The sequence below is a fragment of the Olivibacter sp. 47 genome, assembly GCF_030372825.1.
Classification (GTDB): Bacteria; Bacteroidota; Bacteroidia; order Sphingobacteriales; family Sphingobacteriaceae; genus Olivibacter; species Olivibacter oleidegradans.
Genome location: NZ_JAUCNR010000001.1, coordinates 6,106,776 through 6,131,526 on the forward strand (window position 1 = coordinate 6,106,776; position 24,751 = coordinate 6,131,526).

A 24,751-nucleotide genomic window follows, 5' to 3' on the forward strand; every position below is an offset into this window, starting at 1 on the left:
ATATTGGAATGCATCCGTCTAAATCCCTACAAAAAGATTTAAAGACCAATATATTGAAAATAGATAATTTATAGTTTGATAGTTTTTCGTAAAATTATGAAGGTTCGCACTGTTTCGTTACGCCTATTTTAGCAAATGATCACAGGATATTATCAGGTATGCATCCAGAAAACGAAAACAAGGCATTCAATAGTCAAAAAGAAAATGTGCTGGCTTAATACATTAAACCTAGAACCGCTAAACAAGGATTGCTTCTGACTAGCTTTTTTTACGAAAAGGTAAATTTCCTTCACTTACAATTATTATTTTTACCAGACACAAAAATGATGATGATATCTGTTGTGATTATAGAAGACGAACCTGCAGTACGCAGAGAAATTAGCCACCTAATACAGCAGGAGACCGACACTAAACTTGTTGGGTGGAGCGACAACGTGCCTGCTGCCGTCAAAGTAATAGAAAGAGAACGTCCTGACCTGATATTGATGGATATTCAGCTTCGCGATGGAACGGCTTTTGACCTGTTGCAAAAACTAAATCTCATTCCACAAAACATTATTTTTATTACAGCCTATAACCATTTTGCCATCAAAGCGATTAAATACGGGGCATTGGATTATCTATTGAAACCTGTTGATCATACCGAATTGAAAGAAGCTTTGGAGCGCTATCGTCGCCGATGTGAAAACAACCCGCAATGGATGCAACAATTGTCGCTGGCTCAGGCATCAATGACCGAAAATAATTTACCCGAGAGTATTGCACTGAATTCCGTTAATAATATCCGTATCGTGCCTGTTCAGGATATTGTATACTGCAAAGGCGATGGTCCGTATACTTTTTTCTTTCTGAACAATGGAACAAAAGAACTGATATCAAAACCGCTTAAGTTTTACGAAGGATTATTACCCTCTCCGCATTTCTTACGTACGCACCAATCTTATCTGGTCAACCGTAGGTATGTTTCCGATGTAAACCGTTCAGATTATATTGTACTTAAAAACAAGGAAGAAATTCCCATCTCATTGCGCCGGAAAAATGCTATTCTAGATCAACTTTTTCCTACAAAATGAACTTATTTTTACAATACACGGGGTGTTTTATAACGATGTTGCTATGCCTTGGCTGCCGTGAGCAGACATCAATGCTACCCAACAACCAGAACGCACTTACTGAACGGATAACGCAAATTGCTGCTATAAAAGTTAATAACCAAGATAGTGATTCGTTAAAGGGCGTATGGACTAGATTACTTAAAAATCCAATCGTACAGCGAGATACCCTGCTTGCTACGAAGGTTTATTATCAGTTGGCTCGGTTATATGGGATGCAAGGGCAGGATTCTGCCAAAATATATATAGAGCGGGCATTGGAATTAATTGAACCGACCACCGGAAATCTCAAAGAAAAAGCACTTGTTTATAATGGCATCGGCAATATCCGTGGACTGGAATCCAGAACGCATGAAGAGAGTTATTACTACAATAAAGCCGCTGCCATCGTAATCTCCGACAGTACCGTAAATCTTTCACCCGAAGCAAAATCCGCCATACTGCTTTCCGCTGCACAGAGCAACCAGATGGCTTTCCAATTAGATTTGGCGGAGAAAATGAATCGCGCTGCAATACCCCTTTGTGATTCATTACCGAAAGGGCACATCAATCATCAACGGGTATTAGTACAGATGATAAATGTGCTGAACGATCAGAAAGAACCAGCTGATAGTATTGCTTCCTATCTTCAAAAATTGGAGGCGCTTCATCGGTTGTATCCGGACAGGTACAATATTGGTTTTCTCTACGAATCGAAAGTCAATTATTTTGAACAGAGCGCAGAAACAGATTCTTTGTTGCACTATCAGTTAATGAAAAGTGATTTAGATGAATCCGATTATCATGCCGGATTAGCAAATGCAACGGATATCAATAATCTGTTTGTTGATTACTGCAATGTAGCGGCTACTTATATCCTGTTGGAGAAGCCTTCACGCACGAATGAATTTTTGACCAAGGCTAAGCAGTTGAATGAAAAGCATAAGGGAGTAATTTCTACACAGAATGAAGTTCTCTATCAAAAAGATCTAGCAGCTTTATACAAGCTTCAAGGGAAAAAAGATGCGGCCATTGATTTATTACTCAAAACATCGGCATTAGAAAGGAGCATTTATCAAAGAGAAAACATACAGGCTATTGCCGAAATGAATACACTTTACCAATTGCAGGCTAAAGATCGTTCCATCCGTACGTTGAATGAAAGTATGAAGATCAATCAACTGCAATTGCAGCAAAACCGCTTGTGGCTTGCCGTTTCTATTTTGGGTGTTGTATCGCTGAGTGCGACAGTCTTATTCTTATATTACAGTTTTCGCCAACGGCGAACCCGCCAGGAAAAAGAAAAGGTGCTATTGCAGCAACAATTATTGCGTACACAGATGGAGCCTCATTTTATTTTCAACACCTTATCCGCCGTACAGAGTTTTATTCGTTTCGATCAGAAAGATAATGCCATTAAATACCTCAACCGCTTTGGCCGTTTGCTGCGTAGTAGTTTAGCACTAAGCCGAGAGGCTTTAGTTCCATTGAGTGAGGAAATCGAAACGCTGGAGAACTATCTTAGTCTGCAGCAGATGCGCTTTGATCATGCGTTTATATACCATATCGAACAACTACAGGATGAGGATTTAAGTGCTGTCATGCTGCCGCCCATGCTGATCCAACCTTACGTGGAAAACGCCATCCTACATGGCATTGACCTCATCAAGGGAGCGGGAACTATTGCTGTTCGCTTTCAATTGGAAGGGGATGTTTTACAGGTAACGATTACGGACAGCGGCAAAATTGAAGCCTCACCTACTGATGGGACACATCGTTCGCTATCCGGAACCATCAACCGGGAACGCATCCACCTACTCGGCAAAAAAGCAAACATTACCACCACTTCCATCGAAGGAGGGGGCACGCTGATCAGCTTACGTATTCCTGTCGTTTATGGATAATTTCGATGACGAGCTTCTTAATTACCATCTTGTCTTATTTTTCTCGTGGCACTTATAAAAATGACATTATGCGAATTGTAAATATAGACTGCAAATCATAAATGCTTTAGCCCTTTAAGTACACAGGCTTTTATTTTTATGTTTATTATTAAAGCATGCACTTGTTGTATGCAATTGTTTAACAAAAAAATCAAAGCAATGAAAAAATTATTAATGAGTTTGGTTGCTGTAGCGGCCATGTCTACGGCTGCTTTTGCTCATTCAGGTGCAAAGGCAATGGAAAACAACACCGCTAAGCGGACAACAATGCACAAAGCCATTACAGGTGAGGGCTTTATTGAAGTTAGCCGTGAGATCAAAGCAATTAAAAAAGGTTACAAGCGTCTCCAAGCCTGTCATTACACAGTTAACTATTATAACGGTGGAGGTATCCGCTACAATAGTGTTACCTATTCTACCAATGTAGGCGGATCGGGCGATGTATTTGGAAGCTGTGCCGAGTTCTTTCAATTTATAGACAATGGGCATAGAGCGCAAGGTTTTTCCATCACCAAAGGCGCCTTCTAAGATTATTGTTCCCATAGATTACTATTTACATAAAAAGTGAACCGAATGGTTCACTTTTATCGCTTTTATAATGATGAAACAGTTTTTATTATTTTGCCTATTGCTGCGTTGCACATGGGAAGCACAAGCACAGAACTTACACGCTGTGTACGAATATATTCCTTCTGCCGTAGCTACTTTTCATGAGCATGTCTATTTTGAGGGGGGTGTAAAAACCGCGATCCTTGATTCGGTTCCAGTAAACGCTCATACAGAGAAGGGTGGAAATATAGATAATGAAGTGTCTTCCAGCTTTTCAATGGTGCTCAATACAGGTATTAACTATAGACGTATTGTCGTTCAGAAGAATAATGAAAAAGAACTGATTGAAACCCGTTCGCTCAAGGAAACGAATTATTTGGTAACCGATAACTTTCCAGAACTCATATGGAATACCAACTATACCGATACGGATACCTTGGGTAAATATATTTGCCATAAAGCAACGGCGACTTATCGCGGAACTACGTTAATAGCCTACTATACCAACGACATTCCGGTATCTGCAGGTCCATACAAATTTGGGGGACTTCCGGGATTGATTGTACTCCTATATAACGAAAGCGCTAGCCCGAACTATTGGACACTTAAAGAAGTCTCCTATCCTTACAAAGAGCACATCCCGGTGAATGAAAATTATATCTTGTCTTTACCCAAATTATCGCTGGAGGAATATGTTAAGAAAGATGAGGCGTGGGCAGAAGAGCAGATGCGTATTATGGAAAGTAAAATGCCTGCCGTGGGAGGCGTAACAACTGAAAGGCAAAAAGTGCGCGGTACGGTGGAACAGGTTTATGAATGGGAACAAGTCGATAAGTGAGAACAAGAAGCTATGTATGATTAACCACCTTTGCTTAAGTTGGTTTTTGCTTTTTTGTCTCGGGCCAGCTTATTTTTCAGCTTGGGCGCAGGTGTCAATCAGCGGACGAGTAACTTCTGCTGGAGTACCGATCGGCGGTGTACGAGTTGATCTTCGGCAAGGTGAAGCTTCCCGTTTTCTAGTTTATACATTTACGGACGGAGAAGGAAAATATCGATTAACAACGAACCATGCCGGCAAACTGGCCTTACATTTTAAAGCGTTGAGCTATGAGTCGCTTGCCAAAGAAATCGAGCTTGGCCAAAAAGATACGATAGTAGATGTTGGACTTATAGCAGGTGGTTTGGAACAACTGCAGGAAGTAGTGATAAACGCAAAGCGTCCTTATCGCCTTGGGAGAGATACGATCGAACTTAAGGCTCAATCTTTTTTACAGGGAGACGAGCGCACAGTAGAAGACTTATTAAAGAAAATACCGGGCTTGAATGTTGGGACCGACGGAAGTATCAAAATCGGGCAGAAAGAAGTGGAAAAAGTGATGATAGAAGGTGATGACTTTTTTGAAAAGGGTTACCGACTTCTCACCCAAAACATGTCTGTTCAACCGATAGACAGGATACAGGTATTACAGCGTTATTCAAACAATAAGCACCTAAAAGGAATTGAAAACTCGGATAAAGTTGCTTTGAATCTACAATTGAAAGAAGACAGCAAACACCAGTGGTTGGGATCGGTATCTGCTATGGGCACCATGACCGAACCCTTGCTTTACCAAGCAAGTCTGAACTTGATGAGGATTGAAAAAAAAACAAATATTATCTTTTAGGCACGGCTAACAATAATGGTGTTGACGCGGTAAGCAGCATCAACCATCTTCTGTACTCAGCTCAAACTGATGAACCCGGGCAGGTGGGCATAGGCGCAAAAACACCTACTTTAATTGACTTTATGCCAGATTTACCCGATTTTGACTATAGGCGAACGAATTTCAACCGTGACCAATTACTGTCGTTCAATACGATTCTTAATCCGACAAAAAAACTCAAGATTAAGTGGTTGGGTTTTGTGAATCCAACGAAGAAATCATTCTATCGAAATACGGTGCAGGATTACAATATTAAGAGCATCCAATTTACCAATACGGAGGACTACGAACTTAACAAGCGTATCAACACGTACTTTACGAAGGTAGAGTTGCAGTATGATATCAATCGACAATCGAGTCTTACCTATACCGGAAATTTAGGATCGCTCAGCAGACACGATACGGGCGACCTCTTGTTCAACGGAAACAATACAGTGGAGACGACCGAAATGCAGGGTTATCTGACCAATCATAACTTTACCTATAGTTATAAGCTTTCTGACCGGGAAGCCATTGTAAGTTCGGCACGTTTGATTGCGCAGCAGTCGCCATTGGATTACCGCATTGATCAATATTATTATGAAGATTTGTTTCAGGTTGGAAGTATTTCGGATGTATATCAGCGTGCCGAAAATAACCTGCAGTACCTCGGAATTACTTCGCATTACGTGCGAAAACAAAAAAACAGTGACTTTATGGAGCTAGCCTTTTCCAATGAGTACAAAATGCAAGAGCTGGCGACGGATTTAGTATTGCATGGAACTGATGGAACCGATATACGGCCGTCAGGATTCTCTAATCGGCTGGATTTCGGCAGCAATAACGCGCATATTATGACCAAATATACGATCAAACGGAGAAAATGGGAATGGACTCCACAATTACATACCGCTTTTATCCATACGCGGCTGCGCTCGTATGGAAGCGTACAAAGCAGAAACAATCTATTCTTTTCGCCACGTGTGCTGGCAAAATGGACACCACACCGCAAAGGGAAGCTGGAGGCAACGTTGTCGTTTCAACAAAGTAGTGCTGACTTAATGGAGGTAGTTCCTAATTATTATACCACCGGTATTCGGAATTTTATGAAAGGATTGAATGACATAGTGAAATTAAATAATTCGGGTACTGTACTGACATATACACACGGAAATATGTTGGATAAGTTTTTTGCGAATTTATCCATGGGATACAACATACTATTTGATTATATCAGTACTCGGAGTGTGCTGAACACCAATTTCAATCTAAATGAGCAGCTCGTGTTGAAAAATAAAAAAACGACCTTTTATAAGGCACAGTTTAACTATTACGTAAAACCGCTGAATGGGAATTTGCGATTGGATATAGGGGCAAATTTCGCTGCTTATGAGACAAGCATATCCGGAATAGGGAACCGCAAAATACGCTCTGGCTCACACGAATACGGCTTGTCGTACCGAAGTGTCTGGAAATATTGGTTGAACATTCATACAGGAAGCCGCATGCAGCTATCTTCATTCAGTAGCGAAAGCACAAACCGGCTCGTAAATACATACAGCTTCCTGAACGCCTTTTTCAAAGTTTCCGAAAACATCCAAGCTAGTTTAAAAAACGAAGCTTATCGCTTTGGCAGTTTTCTTTCGGAAGTCCCTGGCACCTACTACTTTTCTGATTTTTCCTTTGCTTATGATGCAAAAAAAATCAAAGCCAGATTTAGTATAAACGCCAAGAATCTGCTCAATAACCGGCACTTTCGAAGTGCAACCGTTACGGACACCTATCGTTCTTTAATCGAATACCGCCTGCTACCCCGCTATATTGCACTCGGGTTTGATTATAGTTTTTAAGCTTCAGGGTTCACTACAAATAGATCCGCCCGTATTATTAGTCATGGTATTTCCCCATTGCCCAAAATTGGTAACCAGTTGTGGATGGCGCATACTAATGGCGCAACCTTGGTTGTTAGTAATGATATTATTATATACTTGACAGCCGTCGTCCGGTTGATTTAAGTTATTCTGAAACCGTACTGCGTGTCCATTGGTTTGGTCGATTGTACAGTTGAAAATATTAGCACCGTTAGCTGCATCAATACCGATAGCTCCGACACCCCGTTTATGCGTATTGTTTTTGTAAATCCAAACATTTTCCACAAAACAATTATGAGATCCGCCATCGATCGTGATACCCTCTCCCCCATTTTCGTAAGTTTGACAATTTTTAATACGGTTATCTGAACTGCCCCACTGGGAAATGCCTACTACATAGTTATAGTAAGTTTTCACCCCTTCGATCCAGATTCGATTGGCATTGTGGATCAAAATACCTGAATGCCCGCTGTTGCGGAAGTGACTGTTATAAATTTTCGTGTCATTTCCGAAAACGCGTATGTTAGGCTCGGGAAGCATACCACCATCGACATAAATCCAATCGATAACCGTATTGACAATATTAACATCTACATCAAGTACCGAAACGCCCTGCCCTGACGCCGTAGCCGCCTTACGCATATAATTTGTAGGATCGGTTCCATTATGTTCTCCGCGAATGGTTAACCCGCTCTTATTAATATGCACGGTGCCGCTGAAATAATGGTTTCCCGCACGAATAATAATGATATCTCCGGCGACAGATTGATCGATCAGCGCCTGTAAAGCGCCTGTTTCATCCGGACCATTCTGGGCGGGTAAGTATCGTATCGTTGCAGCTTGGTTTAGCGCCGATTCCTGAGCAGTTATTCCGTTAGCAATAACATTCGGACGCTCTTTTAACATATCTGATTTTCCACAGGAAGCGAATACAAAAATCAGCAATGCCACTTTTGACAAGTAAGACTTCATCATAATATGGTTTTTATGTGGTTATTAAATAATTGGCTCAAATCTACAAGCGTAATTAATTAATATGTTTCTTAATTTGCTTCAAAATTTCATCAATTTATCTCATTTACAGCCACTTTAGATGTGCTGTAAATAATGATTCTAAAGATTTCATTGCTTAAAAAAAAGGCCATTTCTTTCGAAAGAAATGGCCTTTAGCGTACTTTCACCCTTTTGTATTATCGTTTCTCTGCCCCTTGTAGAGACGAATCTACTCTCAATTTATCGGCTAGAAGTTTCATATAAAAACCGCCTACCACACTCCGGGCTTTGAAATTTTCGCGGATACCGGTATTTGTATCATAAAAATCGTTCAATGGAACACGCGATTCGGTCTCGATTGCATGGGTGTAAACGGGTTTTACTAGCGCTTCAAATGCTTCCCGAGTAGGCGCAAAGGTTGCAGTCCATAAAATCCAGTCGTTTTTAGTATAGGCCTTTCTACTGTCTAAGGGTATACCGAATTTGTTTTGCTTGGTGAGGTAATATCTGATTTCAGTATCGTATACTTTCTGCGGAAATAGGTTCAAATCTAACACCTTATCCCAAACCAAGTTATATTTCTGGCTCCACGTAGCTTTATTGTCGAAAGTCAGTGCGTAATGATCGCCGGCATCAGCCATCTCAATCCATTTAGGCACCATAGATTCCGCAATGGCTCGATATTTTTTAGCGGTTGCTGTTTCACCCAATGCTTCTGCTATTTGTGCGTAGCAGGCAATACCCACTATGGCTTTGACCGACAAATTAGCATTACGTGCTAAATGACCGGCAAAATCATCGGTACATAACTGGGTTTTAGGATCGAGGCCTTCTTTTACCAGGTAATCAACCCAGGTCGTAAGGCTTTTCCAATGCTTCTTGGCGTAATTGCCATTGTTTTGCACTTTGGTAATTGCCGCTGTTAAAATAATCATGTTTCCCGACTCTTCTACCGGCATGGGTTCTCCATAAGTTTGGCCGTTGGCCAATGGATAGGTCCCTAAATCATGCGCGGCCCAGGGATGCGGATATTTACCACTTTCGCTGAAATAAAAAATACCACTTAACATTCCTTGTAATAACTCGGGATTATAAATCAAATATAGCGGTGCTGAGGGATAGGTCACATCGACGGTGTTAATGAAACCGCCGCTGTTGTTCTCTTTAGACAGCCATAATAGCTCGCCCTGAGGGCTCTTGACCAGTGTATGTGCGGCAATACTTTGACGGTAGGCAAGCACACAAAGATGCGCATAATCTTTACCTCCCGCCTTCAGCGCGTCGGCATAAACCTGTTGGTCAAATGCCGCACATTTTTTCATCACAGATTGGTAATCGTTCGCCGCATTATTCAACTGCTTTTCGATGCTTTCTTTCCCGCTGTTGTTCCACCATGGCCGAAGGTTATTTTGAAAATACTGAATAGCATAAATCTCATCATAGCCTACTTCTATAAATCGCTGTACTTCCGCTTTACCTACCGTACCAAAAGATATTACTGTATTTAGTGATAGCAATTTCCCTTTTGACGCGGTAGACCCTACAGAACCTTTTTTGAAGGCATCTACGGCAGCTGTCGCAGGCGTTATAAATTGCGCTACGCCTTTCGCTTTCGGCGTCGCAACGTAGAAATATCCCCAATCAATACGCATATCGTCCGCCGCTTTTTGCAGAACGGCTTGCTCAACGGTCCCTGTCTTGAGCACTGATAATTGATCAGCTGTATACTTTTCAGCAACTACTTCCTGCGACGATCGATATACCGCAATATTGGACGATGCACCAAGAAAAAGCCTTACCGCGTGTTTTTTCCCATCGTTGGCGCTTACACCATAAGTGATGTAAGATACAGGGCGCGATAACAAACTCAGGTCATTCATGAGTAGTGGTGAGGTAAAGGTCAGGTTCAGATTTACCTTCCCTGCTTCAAACGTATATATGGTTTGCGTTGCGGTAACTTCCACATCTTTTTGTATGGCCGTTTGAATCTTAGTGGTTTCCTTCCGCTTATCTACTAGTCCGAAATCTAAGAATCGACCGCCTGCAGTATTTGTCAAGTGGATAGCTAGGAGGTTTTCTCCGGTTTTTAGATCGGCTTTACTGATCGGTAAATAGTGGAAGTTATTGGTCCATCCGGTTTTTTCATATACCTTTTTACCGTTCAGATATACCTCAATATTGTCATCGTGGTTCAATTTCAATAAGAGCTCGTCAATAGTTTCGGGCTTGCTTACATTGAACGTACGTCTAACCCAGATATCGCGAGATTTCCATAGGGTTTTTACACTTTTTTCGTCATCACCAATAGGAGCAGCGCCCGAATTCCAGTCGCTTGCAGCATAGTCGGAAGTTGTCCACGCTCCTGTCGGCTCCTTTTCTGTATACTGCACGGTATAGGCTTCTTCGTCAGAGGTATTGAGTACCGTTTTATAATTGGGTTCTTCTTTCCCCATAAAACGATAAATATTGCCGTCCACGTCGATCAATCCTAAAAGCGAATGATCAGCATCTGTCCAATGCTTGGTGGTAGATGCGTTCAACTGATCGGTAGTTGACCAGATACTAAAATTAGGATTGTGCGTAATCAGCGGATAAGCAGGGGCTTTTCTATGTTGTGCCTGGACCTGGCCTATGGTAATTAAACAAGCCAATAAGCTCCAAGCCTTCAATTTTTTTAATTTGTTCATCTCGATTATCGGGTATTGAGCGTTTTAATTGTATGATGCCTGTAAAATTACTACATAATGCTAACCCGATTTAGCAAAGTCGTTTCAAGATTTAGCTGATTTGTCTCATAACTGCTTATTTATTTCAAAACGAGGGATTCGTTACAGCAAGCCGGTAAGGTATTTATGTTAGCGAAAAGTTTAAGGAGTGAGTAAGCACTTGGCACCGAAGGAGGCGCCGCAAATTGCGGTGCCTCCTTCGGTGCCAAGGTTTTTAAAATTTATACATAATTCCTAAACGCATATTTCGTCTCGCTTCCACGATATAAGAGTAATAATCTACACCTCCTTGAGCCTGAGCCTCTGCATTTGCTTTGTTAAAGGACCCTGCTGTTAACAAAGATCTGTTGTCCAATAAATTATTGATGAGGAAAGAGATCATATATCTTTTCTTTTGATAGGATAATCCTCCGTCCGTTCTTACATAATTTTTGAAGTTAGCTTCCTTTGTAGTTCCAATTGCACGGTCAAACATAGTCTGTACACTCCCCATTAAACCAAATCCTTTTAGCACGCCTTTTTGTATACGGTAGCTGAGCCACGCATTTGCTGTATGTTTAGCAGTATTAGGTGTTATATTTCCGATGACGGATTCGTCGGTTGATTTAGTGATCTTTGAATCTGTCAATGCATAATTCACATTAACATTTAAACCGCGGACCACTTCGCCGGAAATATCCATCTCTATTCCTTGTGTTTTTGCTTCTCCTTCTTGTTTTTGGAAGAATTGCGCGCTACCACCGGGCATAGGATGGTCGTAGTCGGTGACAAGTTGGTTTTGTCTTTTAATGGTATATGCACTGAGGGTAGAAATCCATCTACCGCCAAACCATTCTCTTTTTAGCCCTAATTCGATGTTGTTACCACGAATCGGTTTGAAGGCATTACCTTCCCAATCTGTTCCCGAAACGGGAACAAAAGATTGATCAAATAAAGAATAAACGCTTGTTGCTCTATCGATGGAATAACTTAACCCCACCCGTGGACTCAAGACGTTGTCCTTAATATCCGCCGCTCCTGTTCTGCCAACCGTTTCGGCGTTCGTAAATCTTAAGCCTAGCGAAAGACGAAGCTGATCTTCTAAGAAAGCCAATTCGTCATGTGCATAGAAGGACATATACGAAACCGATGAAACATAATTGCTACCACCGGCTCTCACTTTGGTACTTTGTGATCGGTCGATCACCGGAAATGCCGATCCCGAAATGCCATACTGGGGGTTGTACACATTGAGTTCTATGGGTAGCGATTTTAAGATTTCTCTGAAATCACCCCAGAATTTTTTGTTGCCAAAATCACCTCCGACTAATATCCGATGTCTGATGCCTCCCGTTCTTTCTTCCCCATTAAAAGAAAATTGTGCAAATCTGTTTTCTCCCGTTTCATCAGCGATACTCCAGTTACGAGGCATATCTCCATTTTCTTTCATATAAGTTAGCCAAGTGCTGTTAGCAGTCATATTAAAATTGAAATATGCTAATTGTGCATGCAGCTTCCATTTGGAGTTTAAACTATGATCTAAATAGAGATAGGCGCTATGGTCTCTTAATTTGCCTGGTTCAAAGGAAGGGTCGCCATAAAAAAAGTCGTTATCGATGTCAGGGTCTGCAAATTGCTTAGGAGAAAAAGTATAGTTTCCGTTCGTCAGATATTTTGATCCTTGATAAGTATATTCAATGGTGATGGAAGTAGCGGTGTCTACTTTGTAGGTTAAGACAGGGGCTACCACAACTCTATTATTATAATTGTATTTTGTAAAGTAATCTTTTTGTTGAGCGGCTACATTTAACCTATAGAGTAATTTTCCGTTTTGGCTTAACTTGCCATCAAAATCCAAGGCACCGCGATAGGTGCTAAAACTTCCCATGCTAAACGTTGCTGACCCTTTTTGCCGGCCCGAAGGTTTTTTGGTTACCACATTATAAAACCCACCGGGTTCGCCGCTAGCGAGCATAAAACCTGCCGGTCCTTTGACAAACTCTATGCGCTCTATCATGGATGCGTCTTCTGCCGTAGGCCCCCAAGATGCTTCAATGTTCATTCCATTTCGAAAGGCTGGGATCTTTGACCCTCTCATACGTATATTCGCGTATTGATTATCCCAATGTCCCTGACGTGTTGCACCACTAATATTGCGGGTGATGCCATCTACGATATCAAATACCTGCTGATCAGCCATAATATCGGATGAAATAACCTGGATATTTTGTGGTAATTCTAAAATAGAAGTCTTTAATCGTAAAGAACCAGATAGGCTATCTAACTTATAATTTTGATAGTATTTCCCGTATACAGCAACTTCATCAATTGCTATTTCATTAGATTGCAAAATAGTTGGTTGCAAAACCAAATTTTGATGCTCAACTTTAATATCCAATGTGGTTTTTTGTAAACCTAATGCAGAGATCTCTATTCTATAATGTCCGGTTTTAACGGCATTGAATACAAATGTACCCTCGCTATTGGAGGGTGTTTTTCCCTTGACTGTTTTGCCTTCCAAAATAGTAATAGAAGCACCTGGAATAGGGAGATTATCTGGTGAAAATACCGATCCTTCAACAGAAAATGTTTGCTGAGCGCAAAGAGTGGTCGCAGTAATGAACAGGCCGACTAAAACGAATAAAGTTTTCTTCATATCAATTTGGCAAGATAAATCAGTTGAAATAATATATTATTTAGACTGATTAAAAATATGCGCAAATATAGAGCGAATACTTTTAAATGCAAATTTTTATCGGAAAACGAGATTACTTTGTACGGGATAAACAGCTTCTCAGCAATTTTTTCTTTTTTTAAAAGCAAAAAATATAGATCTTTAACCTAAAATGTGATGATACCTTTTAACGAAATTTTATTTTTGCATTAGCCGCGCTCATATTGGTCGTTAGTCCAGGGCCAAACATGATTTACTTAATTTCAAGAACGCTAACACAAGGACGAAAAGCTGGATTAATATCTCTTGTAGGTGTAATTTGCGGTTTTCTGTTTCACATTATAATGGTTTCATATGGGCTGACAGCAATCCTTTTTGCCGTGCCGTTTGCTTATACAATCTTAAAGACATTAGGCGTTATATATCTTTTATATCTAGCGTTTCAAGCGATTAAGCCAAATAGCAAGAATATATTTGAAACAAGTTCGCACCTCCCTTTAGATAAACCCGGGAAATTATTTGCGGTTGGCTTTCTAACGAATGTACTTAATCCTAAAGTGGCAGTATTCTATTTATCGTTTTTTCCACAGTTTATAAAACCTGTATACGGCTCTGTCCTCGCACAAAGCCTGCAGCTAGGATTTACACAGATTATAGTAAGTTTTGGTATTAATTTTATTATTGTTCTATCCGCTGCAAAGGTAGCCGCTTTTTTTTCCGGAAAACCTACTTGGTTGAAAATTCAAAAGTGGTTTATGGCGAGTGTACTTACCGGTTTGGCTATAAAAATGGCTTTTTCAAAAGCAAAATAATATACGTTTAGCGAATTCGCTAAGCATTTATTCGTCTATAGGTCCTTATTACATTCCATACAAGAGGCATAAAGCCGCTCGCAACTTTAACGACTTTGTACTAAAGCAGCGTGTTTTACTAAATGATGATATCCGCAATAATCGTCTCGATATTAAAAGCCGATAGCTTTATGTGCATTCGGAAGCTAACTTGTGTCCAAGCAGCCATCGATCAATTATAGTAATCCATCATTGGCAATCCTTACCCTAACGGCATAAACCGCCCACTAAACTGTCGCATCACCCCCTCTTTAAGATGGAATTTTGTTATGACATTTGTTAAAGGCAAAATTGATCAATTAGTTACGCCAAGGTGGAGCAGCAACCACCTAAAAAACGGGCGATCCGAAAAGCCAAACGAGTAGGAATAACGTAAAAAATAAGGTTATGTCAGAAAATAAGGTATCATTGCACCGAGTTATTAAAGCATCCCCGGAAAAAATTTATCGCGCTTTCACAGAAGCTTTGGCAATCGCTTCTTGGTTACCCCCCTATGGTTTTCTTTGTACCGTACATGATATGGACGTCCGCGTAGGCGGTTCCTTTAAAATGTCGTTTCAAAATTTTAGCACGGGCAATAGTCACTCTTTTGGCGGAGAGTATTTAGAATTGAAAACCAATGAGTTTTTAAAGTATTCTGATAAATTTGACGATCCCAATTTACCGGGCGTCATGACAACCTCCGTGTGGCTTAACAAAACGTCCGTAGGTACGGAATTAAAAGTATTACAAGAAGGAATACCTGCTGTAATACCGGTAGAAATGTGCTATTTGGGCTGGCAGGAATCTTTAGATAAGTTGATTAAGTTAGTTGAACCTGAAATTCCGGATGCATAGTTTGCTCATATAGAATAATAGCCTGCTATTCATTTTTCCACGCTTAAAGAATGAATAGCAGGCTATCATCTAATTACTTATTGGTGGAGTTTTTGGCATATTGCTGCCGCACGCGGCTAAGTGTTTCTCGCGAAACGCCCAGAAAAGACGCGATCATGTGCAAAGGGACTCGACTATAAATCTGCGGGCAAGATTGGATGAAGTTATCGTATTTTTCTTCAGCAGTTTCGCTAATATTGCTAAGGATTCTCTTTTGGTTTACTTCAAAATTTTTGGCATCAAGTGTTTCTCTCAGTTTTTTAAAAGCAGGGATTGTTTCGACGAGCTCTTCAAACTTATCTCTGTGAATCATTAACAATAGACTGTCCTCAAGCGCTTCAATATTATACTTGGAAGGAAGGCCTGAATTATAGCTTTCATAATCGCTTATCCACCAGTTTTCGATAGCGAATCTTAAAATATGCTCGGAGCCGTCCCTCCCTACTTGATAAAGCCTTAGACATCCCTTGGCAATAAAGGAATTATAAAAGCTGATATCTCCCTCTTGTAATAAGTATTGACGCTTGCGAAGTTTTTTCGGGACCACAACGCCCTCAACCCGCTTTATTTCTTCATTATTTAGGCCACCCCTTTCAGCCAGATAGGCAGCTAAAGATTCTAACATTTTTAACAGCTTTTTACAAAGCTATTTAAAATCAGATAAAAAAATCAAGGCCTGAACGATCTTATGAAATGCCTTATTCTTTTTACATTATATATATTGACACAAACGTACGCATATTAAAATCCGGAGAGATTATACGCGCACGTTTGTTGGTTGGTTATTTCATCAAGCTGATATTTGTCATGCCTCCATCCGCCAAAATCTCAGAACCGAGGATGAAGGATGAATCATCAGATGCTAGGAATACCGCAGCTTTTCCGATATCCGAGGGCTGACCAATCCTCCCGGCAGGTATAAGATTTACCCAAAGTCGTTTAACATGATCAACCTCTTCCTGCGATACCAGTTTACTAAATACGGGGGTATCGATTGTTCCCGGAGAAAGTACGTTTACTCTAATTTTTCTGGCTATTAAGTCCAACGATATCCCTTTGGCTAAGGATATAACAGCTGCTTTAGCGGCGCTGTATATCGCCATTCCAGGGGCCGCACGGTGTGCAGCACTTGAGCCGATAAGCACGATTGAAGCCCCATCTTTCATAAAAGGAAGTGCTCTTTGAACGGTAAAGTAGAGACTTTTTAAGTTCAGATCCATATAATGGTCGTAATCCTTTTCTTCAACTTCGGTAATAGCACCCATTTTGGCACCGTCAGCAACGCCTCCTGCATTGACGACAAGCACCTCAATTTTGCCGAAATGATCGAATGTAGTCTTAAATATACGTTCCAAATCATCCAACTTCGTCACATCACCTTGGAGTCCGATAAAACTGTTCCCTAAGTGTTTAACAGATTGGTCGAGCGTTTCTCGGTTCCTCCCGGTGATAACGCCCACAGCACCTTCGTTTTTCAACGCCTCTGCAATTCCGAAACCTATACCGCTGTTACCTCCGGTAACTACAGTTACTTTATCCTTTAATTTCATATTTTACTTTTTATGAATCAAAGGTCAGATACTTTTACAAGTCATGACAAGGACATTTGCCACAAAATTTACGTGATAAATGTCACTTAGACCCTAAATAGACAAGTGTTAAATCGACTAGAATATTTTTGCGTAAGCCGAGTACGGCGGAATTTATAAATCGATTTAGAACTAAGAGGAGCTGCTTTTGTCAAATTTTTCGGTTTCACTTTTTTTTTCGACATTTGAGATTTAGCTATCAGAATCAATTTGACCTATGCCCTCTTTTGTAGTGGATATCAATGCGTTTAATGCTGGAGAACGGAAAACGTTTGACGGAGTTTACCGTTATTACTCGCGGCCGCTACAGCATTTTGCCTTTTCGTATGTGCATAACCACGCATTGGCGGAAGAGATTGCAAGCGATAGCATGCTCAAGCTGTGGAATAACCGCCAGCAGATTCGTACGGAGCAGCAAATTAAAGCTTTTCTCTACATCGCTACACGCAATGCTTGTATTGATAATTTGCGGAGCAGCCGCACGCGCCCTATGCAGTACTTACCGGAAAATATAGATGACCTTGCAATACAAGCTCCCGAAGTTTATAATCGTATCTTATACGCTGAACTATTGCAACAAATTGAGGAAGCGGTGGACAAACTGCCTCCTAGTCAGCAAAACGTCTTCCGAAAGAGTTTCCTTGAAGGCAAGACTACCGATGAAATTGTAAGCGAAACAGGCATGACGGAGTCATCGATATTCACCCAGAAATCAAAGGCAGTAAGTACCCTCCGCAAATTATTGAAGGGAAATCTTTTATTTCTCTTGTGGCTCGCCAAGCTACCATAATCATCATCAACGTTATTATTTGGTTTGGATGATCGCATCTTCCCTATGCATTATCAACGACCTAATAAAAAAATGAATTTTTTTGGTAAGGTTTATCCTCTGCATCCGTATCTATATTATCTGTACCCCTAACCAACAAATAGACAGAAAAAATGGAACGGATCAGTCAATTACTTTACAAGCACCTAAAAGGCATTCTCACGCAGGCTGAGCATGCTGAGCTCATGGCTTGGGCTGCTGCAGATCATGGCAATTGGGAACTCTTAAACAAAGTGATTGACGAGGAAGGCCTCGAAACTCATGTTCGGGATTGGTATGCGATTCCCAGGCGATCGGTAGCAGACGATGCTCGTTTGGAAGCTGCCATTGCGCAGCAGGAGGCGTCCATCAGGAACCTGCATTTCCGTCAGCGAATAAGGCGCATACTTCCCTATGCAGCGGCCATATTGATTATCTCATTTGCTGGCATCTGGTATACCTATAATCAAGAGGTACACCAAGTGCACGAAATCGCAGCTGAAGATATATCAAACGGCGGCAATAATGCATTTCTTACCTTAACAGACGGTCGGAAAATAGATTTGAGCACCGGGCAATCGGGAATTATTATTGAAAATGGCCAAATCACCTATGAAGATGGTTCATCGCTCGCGGTGTTACCCGACGTAGGTAGAACAGTGCAAACGAATTCTACACTGGAACTTTCTACACCAAGAGGCGGAACCTATCGGATGACCTTACCCGACGGTTCTAAAGTCTGGCTCAATGCTGCTTCTACTATTAAGTATCCAAGTAATTTTATTGGCAAAGAGCGTATTGTGGAGATCAGTGGTGAGGCTTATTTTGACATCAAAAATGACCGTCAAAGACCCTTCAAGGTGCTTAGCAAAAACCAAGAGATTGAAGTTTTAGGTACAGAATTTAATATCACTGCCTATCCAGATGAAAATGAAACCAAGACCACCTTGGTGGATGGTAAGATACGCTTGTCTTGGTCCGCAAAATCCGAAGGCACTGCTTCCCTGAATAAAACGATAATATTGATACCCGGTGAACAAGGAAGGCTGGGTAACGGGCGAATCACCAAATCCAAGGTAGATATTGCAGCGTATACTGCTTGGAAGGATGGCTTTTTCTATTTTAATAGAACGCCTACAGCCGTAGCCATTACGCAGTTGGCAAGATGGTACGACTTGGATGTAATTTATGAAGGAACGGGACCAGAGGCCAACCTATTTGCTTATATCGACCGCAACAAACCATTAAGTGCTGTTTTAAAAGCGCTTGAAAAGAGCGAGTTGAAATTTAAGGTCGTCCAAAAAGGGCAAAGAAAACAACTGATTGTTTTCGGAGAACAACGATAAAATTAACCAATTCATTAGATAGAAAACCCAAAAAAGAGGAGTAACCATGATAGAAACATAAAACCAAACTGATCAAATATATCCGCAAAAAAAGCGGATGATGGTAACGACATCACCCGCTCATTCTGTCTGGATTTTGATATTCGGCACATTCTTCCTGAAGCTGCCGAAAAACCAATTTTTAAAAGCCAAACTAAACAAATATATGATTTTTACATCACGTATAAGGGTATTTTATTGCCCCTATAGATACCGATTATTACTTACTATGAAATTAGCGCTTCTCTTAACGGTCGCCTTTACCATACAAGTTATGGCCGAAACCAAGGCACAAACTGTTACGCTAAATGCCCGTAATAAAACGCTTCGCGAGGTATTACTGGAAATTCAAAAACAACATGGGTATTCATTTTTGTTTCGTGGAGATAATATAGCGGATAGACGCATTACCGCTCAATTGAATCAGGTGGATTTTGTTGACGCGATGCGTGTTATATTAGATGAAAATGGGTTTGCCTGGTCATTGGAAGATGGGATTATTACCATCAGGAAAAAACCTCAGGTGACTGCAACACAGATAAGCCCCTTACAGCTGCGGAGTTTTTCCGGACGGGTGACCGATGAACACAACACCCCATTACCGGGGGCAACCGTGAGCATTAAAGGCACAACCGCAGGTACAAAAACCAATGAAAATGGTGTTTTTGAAATCAAAACTTCCCTAGCCAACGGTATCTTCGTTTTCAGCCTAATGGGTTATGCCCCGGTAGAAGTGCCATTTAATAGCAACACAACGATAAATGTTACCTTGAAGGAAACATTGAGTGACCTCGATGAAGTAGTGGTGGTGGGATACGGTACTGCCAGAAAGAGTGACCTAACCGGGGCGATTACACAGCTGAAACCGGATGAAATTGCCGATGAAAATCCGCGTACCGTTCAAGATATTTTAAGGGGTACACCCGGTTTAACGATTGGACTGGATGCATCAGCAAAAAACGGTGGTAGTATCAACATACGTGGCCAGCGTTCAGTATATACGGAAGCGAACCATAACTCTCCTTTGTTGATTTTGGACGGGGTGATTTTCTATGGCGAGCTATCCGAAATTAATCCGGACGATATTGAACAGATCGATGTATTGAAAGATGCCTCGGCAGCGGCTGTCTATGGTGCGCAGTCTGCTAACGGGGTACTCATCATTACCACAAAAAAAGGAAAGCAGGGAAAGCCCAAAATTAATTTTACCTCAAACCTAGGACTTTCAACGATGGGTGCCAACCGACCGGTTTGGGGCCCCGAGGGGTATTTACAATACAGGCAAGACTGGTACATCGCCGGTACGTATGACATCAATCCGACTACAGGTAATTACGAGCCTTACATGTCCGGTAGTACCGACGCTCTACCTGCTAAAGGTAAGCCTGGTTATTATGAAAAACTGACCCCCGAAATGCTGGCTAAATATGGAATAACGGAGGCCGATTGGCGAGCTTATTCCGTTAACGGAGCCGATGCTTCCAATGAAGAAATATTTGCCAGACGGATCGGTCTCGATCATAATGTGTTAACGAATTATCTTGCCGGAAAGACCTTCGATTGGTACGATCATAGTTTCCGTAACGGTTTTAATCAAGATCATAATGTGAGTATTTCCGGTGCCAGCGATAAGATAAATTATTATATGTCCGCCGGATATTTGTCTAATCAGGGTGTTATCGTAGGCGACAATTACCGGGCTGTACGGTCGAACCTCAAAGTAGATGGTAAGGTGACAGACTGGTTAAATATTGGTGCGAATATAAATTTTCAGGATCGTACGGATGGAAACATCGCCACGGATTGGGGTAGAGCTATCACGTTAAATAGCCCTTTTGGGTCTTATCGAGATGAGAACGGGAACCTCGAAGTACACCCGCAGGGTTCCGGTCTTACGGGGCTTATTAGAGGCTATAATTATGATTTTGACAGACAATTCCAAGATCTGGAAAGTGGCTATACCGTGTTAAATTCCATTTTCACAGCTAAAATAAAACTGCCTTTTAACATTACCTATTCATTTAATGGTTCGCCCAGGTATCAGTGGTTCTACAAACGCTATTTTGCTTCATCAACACACCCGGATTGGAACCCGCTTTCTAATAATGCGGGGGTAGATCGCGAAAACAGTAAACGCTTTGACTGGTCGATCAATAACACGATTAACTGGGAGCAAACCTTTGCCGAAAAGCACCGAGTAAATATAACCCTGGTGCAGGAAGCGGAAGAGCGGCGATACTGGTGGGATGTTATCAGGGCCCGGAATATAACACCTACCGATGCGTTGGGCTTTCATGAAACGAGTGGTGGAGACAGGTTGCGAAGTGAATTTGATACCGAAGACAGTCGGCAAACGGCAGACGGTATGTTGGCCCGCCTTTTCTATTCGTATGACGATAAGTATATGTTTACGGGTTCGGTACGCAGGGATGGCTACTCGGCATTTGGTACCTCCAATCCACGGGCTACTTTTTTGTCTGCCGGATTAGCCTGGACGTTTACCAAAGAAAATTTCTTTAATTGGAATGCCATGAGTAATGGGAAACTGCGCCTGTCTTACGGACAAAATGGCAATCGTTCGCTTGCAAACCCTTATATTGCATTGGCCAACTTAGCCAATGGTGTGGGCACGCAGGGCTATATCAACGCAAATGGCGACTATATACAGTATCAGTACCTACGGATAGACCGCTTAGCCAACAAGGATCTGCAGTGGGAGAAAACCGCTTCGTTCAATATCGGTTTGGACTTCGGCTTTCTGGATAATCGTATAGCAACGACCTTGGATTATTTTCAAATGTCCACTACCGACATGATCATGAACCAGTCTTTACCGAATTTTTCGGGTTTTACCAGCATTACTACCAATTTGGGTGAAGTGCAAAACAATGGATTCGAAATAGCCATCAATACACAGAACATCATGAAAAAGGACTTTAGTTGGAGCACTTCTTTTGGTTTTTCAAAATATAAAAACACCATTAAGCACCTGTATTACCAATATCAGGATGTGCTGGATGCGAATGGTAATGTGGTGGCCAGCAAAGAAGTAGACGACATTGGAAATGGATGGTTTATTGGCCAGCCTATCAGCGCTATCTGGAATTATAAAGTAACCGGAATTTGGCAGGTTGATGAAATAGACGAAGCCGCCCGGTACGGACAACGTCCCGGTGATCCTAAAGTAGCCAATAACTACACCGCCGATGATATCCAGAATGCAGACGGGAGCATGCGTCCTGTCTACAACGATAATGATAAAGAGTTTTTGGGGCAAACGCAGGCGCCTATTATGTGGTCGCTACGGAACAATTTCACTTATAAAAATTTTAACTTTTCTTTTAATATCTATTCATACTGGGGGCATAAGAGCACGAACGGGGCTTATCTGAATCAGGATAACGGAACCTCAACGATTAGCCAGGGCTTGGCAAATACTTATGAGAAACCTTATTGGACACCGGAAAACCCAAGTGATTTTTGGCGCGTTTAGAATCGAAAGGACCTGCGGGTCTTAACGCTCCCCAAAGAGTATTCGACCGATCTTTCATCAGGTTGGACAATATAAGTTTGGGCTATGCATTACCTAGTAAATTAATCTCGCGCTACCACATCGAAAATATAAGAGTTTTTGGTTCGGTTCGGAATGCGGCCGTATGGCGTAAAGATAAGAATTGGCGGTATTGGGATATCGAAACTGGGGCGATGGCACCAAGAATATTCACTTTGGGGGTAAACCTAACTTTTTAAAAACATTAATTATGAAAACGAAGACTTATTATATATCGGTTATCAGTATATTATCAGTTACTTTATTGGCCAGCTGCACAAAGGATTATTTAAAGCCAGATCCACTTTCGTTTTACGAACCTGAACTTACCTTTTCAACACGTTCTGGTTTAGACGCGACCGTTGCGATGGCAGACAGGCATTTGCGTACCTATTGGAGCCATTTGGAAACAAGGGATGTATCTGTCCCGATTAGTACCGAATATATGCTGTCGGACGTAGCGGTTTCCGGTAAAACAGACGACGGTAACATTTTTGCTGATGTGGCAACGCGCCTTACGCCGACGGACGGAATGCACGACAATCAAATAAACACGATTTCTTTTTTCTGGGATCAGACCTATATGGGTATCAAATATGCCAATACAATCACGAGTTTCATTGATAATGTGCCGGATTTGGATGAGGCTACCAAGCGCGAATACCTAGGTAGAGCCTACTTTCATCGGTCTTTTCGGTATTTGGCACTTTGTTTCCAATTTGGAGATGTACCACTGGTGACGAAAATATTAACAGCACCCAAACAAAACTATAAAACTTCCAGTCGCGCAGCTATTTTGGAAATGATTACCGCGGATATGGAGAAAGCGGTGGAATGGGTGCCGGAACAATCGCAAATGGCCTATGTTGGCATGATCAATAAGGCCGCTTGCCGTCAGCTTTTAATCAAATGCTACCTAGCCACGGGCCAGTGGGATAAGGCAATTGAACAGGCCAATATACTGATTGATCGTTCGGGATATGCATTGATGACGGAAAACTTTGGTACATTTGATAATCCCTCTCCTATTGCATGGCCTGTTACCCGCAATGTGATATGGGACTTGCATCGCCCTATAAATAAAGCTATCGTAGCAAATAAAGAAGCGATCCTGGTAATGCCTAATCGCGAGGGCACAGATGCTACCATTCGGTATAAATCGATGCGCAACTGGGGTCCTATGTGGAACCAGGCGGCATTGAAATCACCCAGTGGAAAGGTTCTGTTGGCTGCCGCCAAAACCGATTCTAAATATAGAGCTGAATATGACATTAATGGTTCGGTAGGCAGAGGGATCGGATTGATAAGACCTACTCATTTTGCTCAATACGGTCTTTGGTCTGTTAACGGAATTGAAGATACGACTGATTTGCGGCACAACAGCACCGTCGGCAACTGGGCCCGCATGGAGATGCTTAAATATAATGATCCTACAGATGCCTATTATGGACAAAACTTGCGCCTGTACGAAGGTACCACGCTCTTATGCACCGATACAATCCGCAGCTGGTTTAATTGGCCTCACTATAAGATATACATCGATGACCCTGTATTCCTAGCAACGCCTACTTCGAACAGAAATGATGGTGGAGCTGCCGACTGGTACTGCTACCGTTTGGCAGAAACCTATCTACTAAGGGCAGAGGCACAATTTTATAAAGGAAATATTGGAATGGCGACAGCAGATGTCAATACCGTAAGAAAAAGAGCACAGTGTAGCCAGTTCTATGCAAGCGTTACCATTGGTGATATCGTTAATGAGCGCGCTCGTGAACTATATATGGAAGAATGGAGACACATGGAATTAAGCCGCATATCCTATAGTTTGGCATTGAGCAATAAAGCAGATGAATGGGGTAATACGTATCAACTAAATAACTTATCAGACAACAATTATTGGTACCAGCGTATTCAACATTACAACGATTATTATAATAAAAACAAGGTAACTGTTAGGAATAGAAGCTATACCATAGCGCCTCATAATATTTATTGGCCCATTCCTCAGGATGCAATTAATTCTAACCTGTATGCCAAATTACATCAAAATCCCGGTTACAGCGGCTATGACGCAGGAGTTGAAATGTGGACTAACTGGCAGGATGCCGTAGCTGATGAAGATACTACGAATTAAGCATTACATAGGTCTATTGAATTATGTAATGGATTAATAAATCAATAAAA

The 24,751-nt window shown here is 41.5% G+C and carries 17 protein-coding genes; 12 read left to right on the forward strand and 5 right to left on the reverse strand.

Translation table 11 applies throughout. The features are described from left to right. Positions 1-323 precede the first annotated feature (323 nt). The 6 genes from QT327_RS26495 to QT327_RS26520 all read left to right on the forward strand — a co-directional run bounded on the left by QT327_RS26495 (position 324) and on the right by QT327_RS26520 (position 7,115). Complete coding sequence (locus tag QT327_RS26495; protein WP_289554318.1) at positions 324-1,073, forward strand: LytR/AlgR family response regulator transcription factor; 750 nt, start codon at positions 324-326, stop codon at positions 1,071-1,073. After that, the gene (locus QT327_RS26500; RefSeq protein ID WP_289554319.1) at positions 1,070-2,995 is read left to right on the forward strand and encodes a sensor histidine kinase; all 1,926 of its coding nucleotides are present in this window, start codon (positions 1,070-1,072) and stop codon (positions 2,993-2,995) included. Before QT327_RS26495 ends, QT327_RS26500 begins: the two co-directional genes overlap by 4 nt. A gap of 198 nt (positions 2,996-3,193) precedes the next feature. Next, a complete protein-coding gene (locus QT327_RS26505) occupies positions 3,194-3,562 on the forward strand; it encodes a hypothetical protein (protein ID WP_289554320.1) in 369 nt (122 codons plus the stop codon). Between the two features lie 70 nt (positions 3,563-3,632). Then, on the forward strand, positions 3,633-4,421 hold the full coding sequence (locus QT327_RS26510) for a GLPGLI family protein (protein ID WP_289554321.1): 789 nt from the start codon (positions 3,633-3,635) through the stop codon (positions 4,419-4,421). A gap of 16 nt (positions 4,422-4,437) precedes the next feature. Next, entirely contained in the window at positions 4,438-5,247 is an 810-nt protein-coding gene (locus QT327_RS26515) for a carboxypeptidase regulatory-like domain-containing protein (protein WP_289554322.1), read from the forward strand. Positions 5,248-5,369: 122 nt separating this feature from the next. After that, positions 5,370-7,115: a hypothetical protein gene (locus QT327_RS26520; RefSeq protein WP_289554323.1), complete on the forward strand. Its 1,746-nt coding sequence runs from the start codon at positions 5,370-5,372 to the stop codon at positions 7,113-7,115. A gap of 3 nt (positions 7,116-7,118) precedes the next feature. On the opposite strand, the gene QT327_RS26525 is transcribed toward QT327_RS26520, so the two are convergent. The 3 genes from QT327_RS26525 to QT327_RS26535 all read right to left on the reverse strand — a co-directional run bounded on the left by QT327_RS26525 (position 7,119) and on the right by QT327_RS26535 (position 13,490). Further along, entirely contained in the window at positions 7,119-8,111 is a 993-nt protein-coding gene (locus QT327_RS26525; RefSeq protein ID WP_289554324.1) for a right-handed parallel beta-helix repeat-containing protein, read from the reverse strand. Positions 8,112-8,326: 215 nt separating this feature from the next. Continuing rightward, positions 8,327-10,816: a glutaminase family protein gene (locus QT327_RS26530; RefSeq protein WP_289554325.1), complete on the reverse strand. Its 2,490-nt coding sequence runs from the start codon at positions 10,814-10,816 to the stop codon at positions 8,327-8,329. A gap of 253 nt (positions 10,817-11,069) precedes the next feature. Then, positions 11,070-13,490: a TonB-dependent receptor gene (locus QT327_RS26535; RefSeq protein ID WP_013664226.1), complete on the reverse strand. Its 2,421-nt coding sequence runs from the start codon at positions 13,488-13,490 to the stop codon at positions 11,070-11,072. A 266-nt stretch (positions 13,491-13,756) separates the two neighbouring features. Here QT327_RS26535 and QT327_RS26540 point away from each other — a divergent pair, with 266 nt between their 5' ends. Together QT327_RS26540 and QT327_RS26545 are read left to right on the forward strand one after the other, a co-directional pair. Further along, positions 13,757-14,320 (forward strand): LysE family translocator, encoded by a 564-nt coding sequence (locus QT327_RS26540; protein WP_289554326.1) that lies wholly within the window; start codon positions 13,757-13,759, stop codon positions 14,318-14,320. A 426-nt stretch (positions 14,321-14,746) separates the two neighbouring features. Next, positions 14,747-15,196 carry an SRPBCC family protein gene (locus QT327_RS26545; protein ID WP_149105087.1) on the forward strand — a complete coding sequence of 150 codons (450 nt, stop codon included), beginning with the start codon at positions 14,747-14,749 and terminating at the stop codon, positions 15,194-15,196. Between the two features lie 73 nt (positions 15,197-15,269). Here the strand turns inward: QT327_RS26545 and QT327_RS26550 are convergent, their stop codons facing one another. Then, positions 15,270-15,860 (reverse strand): Crp/Fnr family transcriptional regulator, encoded by a 591-nt coding sequence (locus QT327_RS26550; RefSeq protein WP_130854886.1) that lies wholly within the window; start codon positions 15,858-15,860, stop codon positions 15,270-15,272. A gap of 157 nt (positions 15,861-16,017) precedes the next feature. Continuing rightward, positions 16,018-16,785, reverse strand: a complete 768-nt coding sequence (locus tag QT327_RS26555) for an SDR family NAD(P)-dependent oxidoreductase (protein WP_149105088.1) — start codon at positions 16,783-16,785, stop codon at positions 16,018-16,020. 256 nt (positions 16,786-17,041) lie between these two features. On the opposite strand from QT327_RS26555, the gene QT327_RS26560 reads away from it, so the two are divergent. From QT327_RS26560 to QT327_RS26575, 4 genes are all read left to right on the forward strand, one after another. Continuing rightward, positions 17,042-17,614: an RNA polymerase sigma factor gene (locus tag QT327_RS26560; protein ID WP_013664239.1), complete on the forward strand. Its 573-nt coding sequence runs from the start codon at positions 17,042-17,044 to the stop codon at positions 17,612-17,614. A 152-nt stretch (positions 17,615-17,766) separates the two neighbouring features. Further along, positions 17,767-18,978, forward strand: a complete 1,212-nt coding sequence (locus QT327_RS26565) for a FecR family protein (RefSeq protein ID WP_149105089.1) — start codon at positions 17,767-17,769, stop codon at positions 18,976-18,978. A gap of 268 nt (positions 18,979-19,246) precedes the next feature. Then, on the forward strand, positions 19,247-22,510 hold the full coding sequence (locus QT327_RS26570; protein ID WP_289554327.1) for a SusC/RagA family TonB-linked outer membrane protein: 3,264 nt from the start codon (positions 19,247-19,249) through the stop codon (positions 22,508-22,510). Between the two features lie 268 nt (positions 22,511-22,778). Further along, entirely contained in the window at positions 22,779-24,701 is a 1,923-nt protein-coding gene (locus tag QT327_RS26575) for a RagB/SusD family nutrient uptake outer membrane protein (RefSeq protein ID WP_149105091.1), read from the forward strand. The last annotated feature ends 50 nt before the right edge of the window (positions 24,702-24,751 follow it).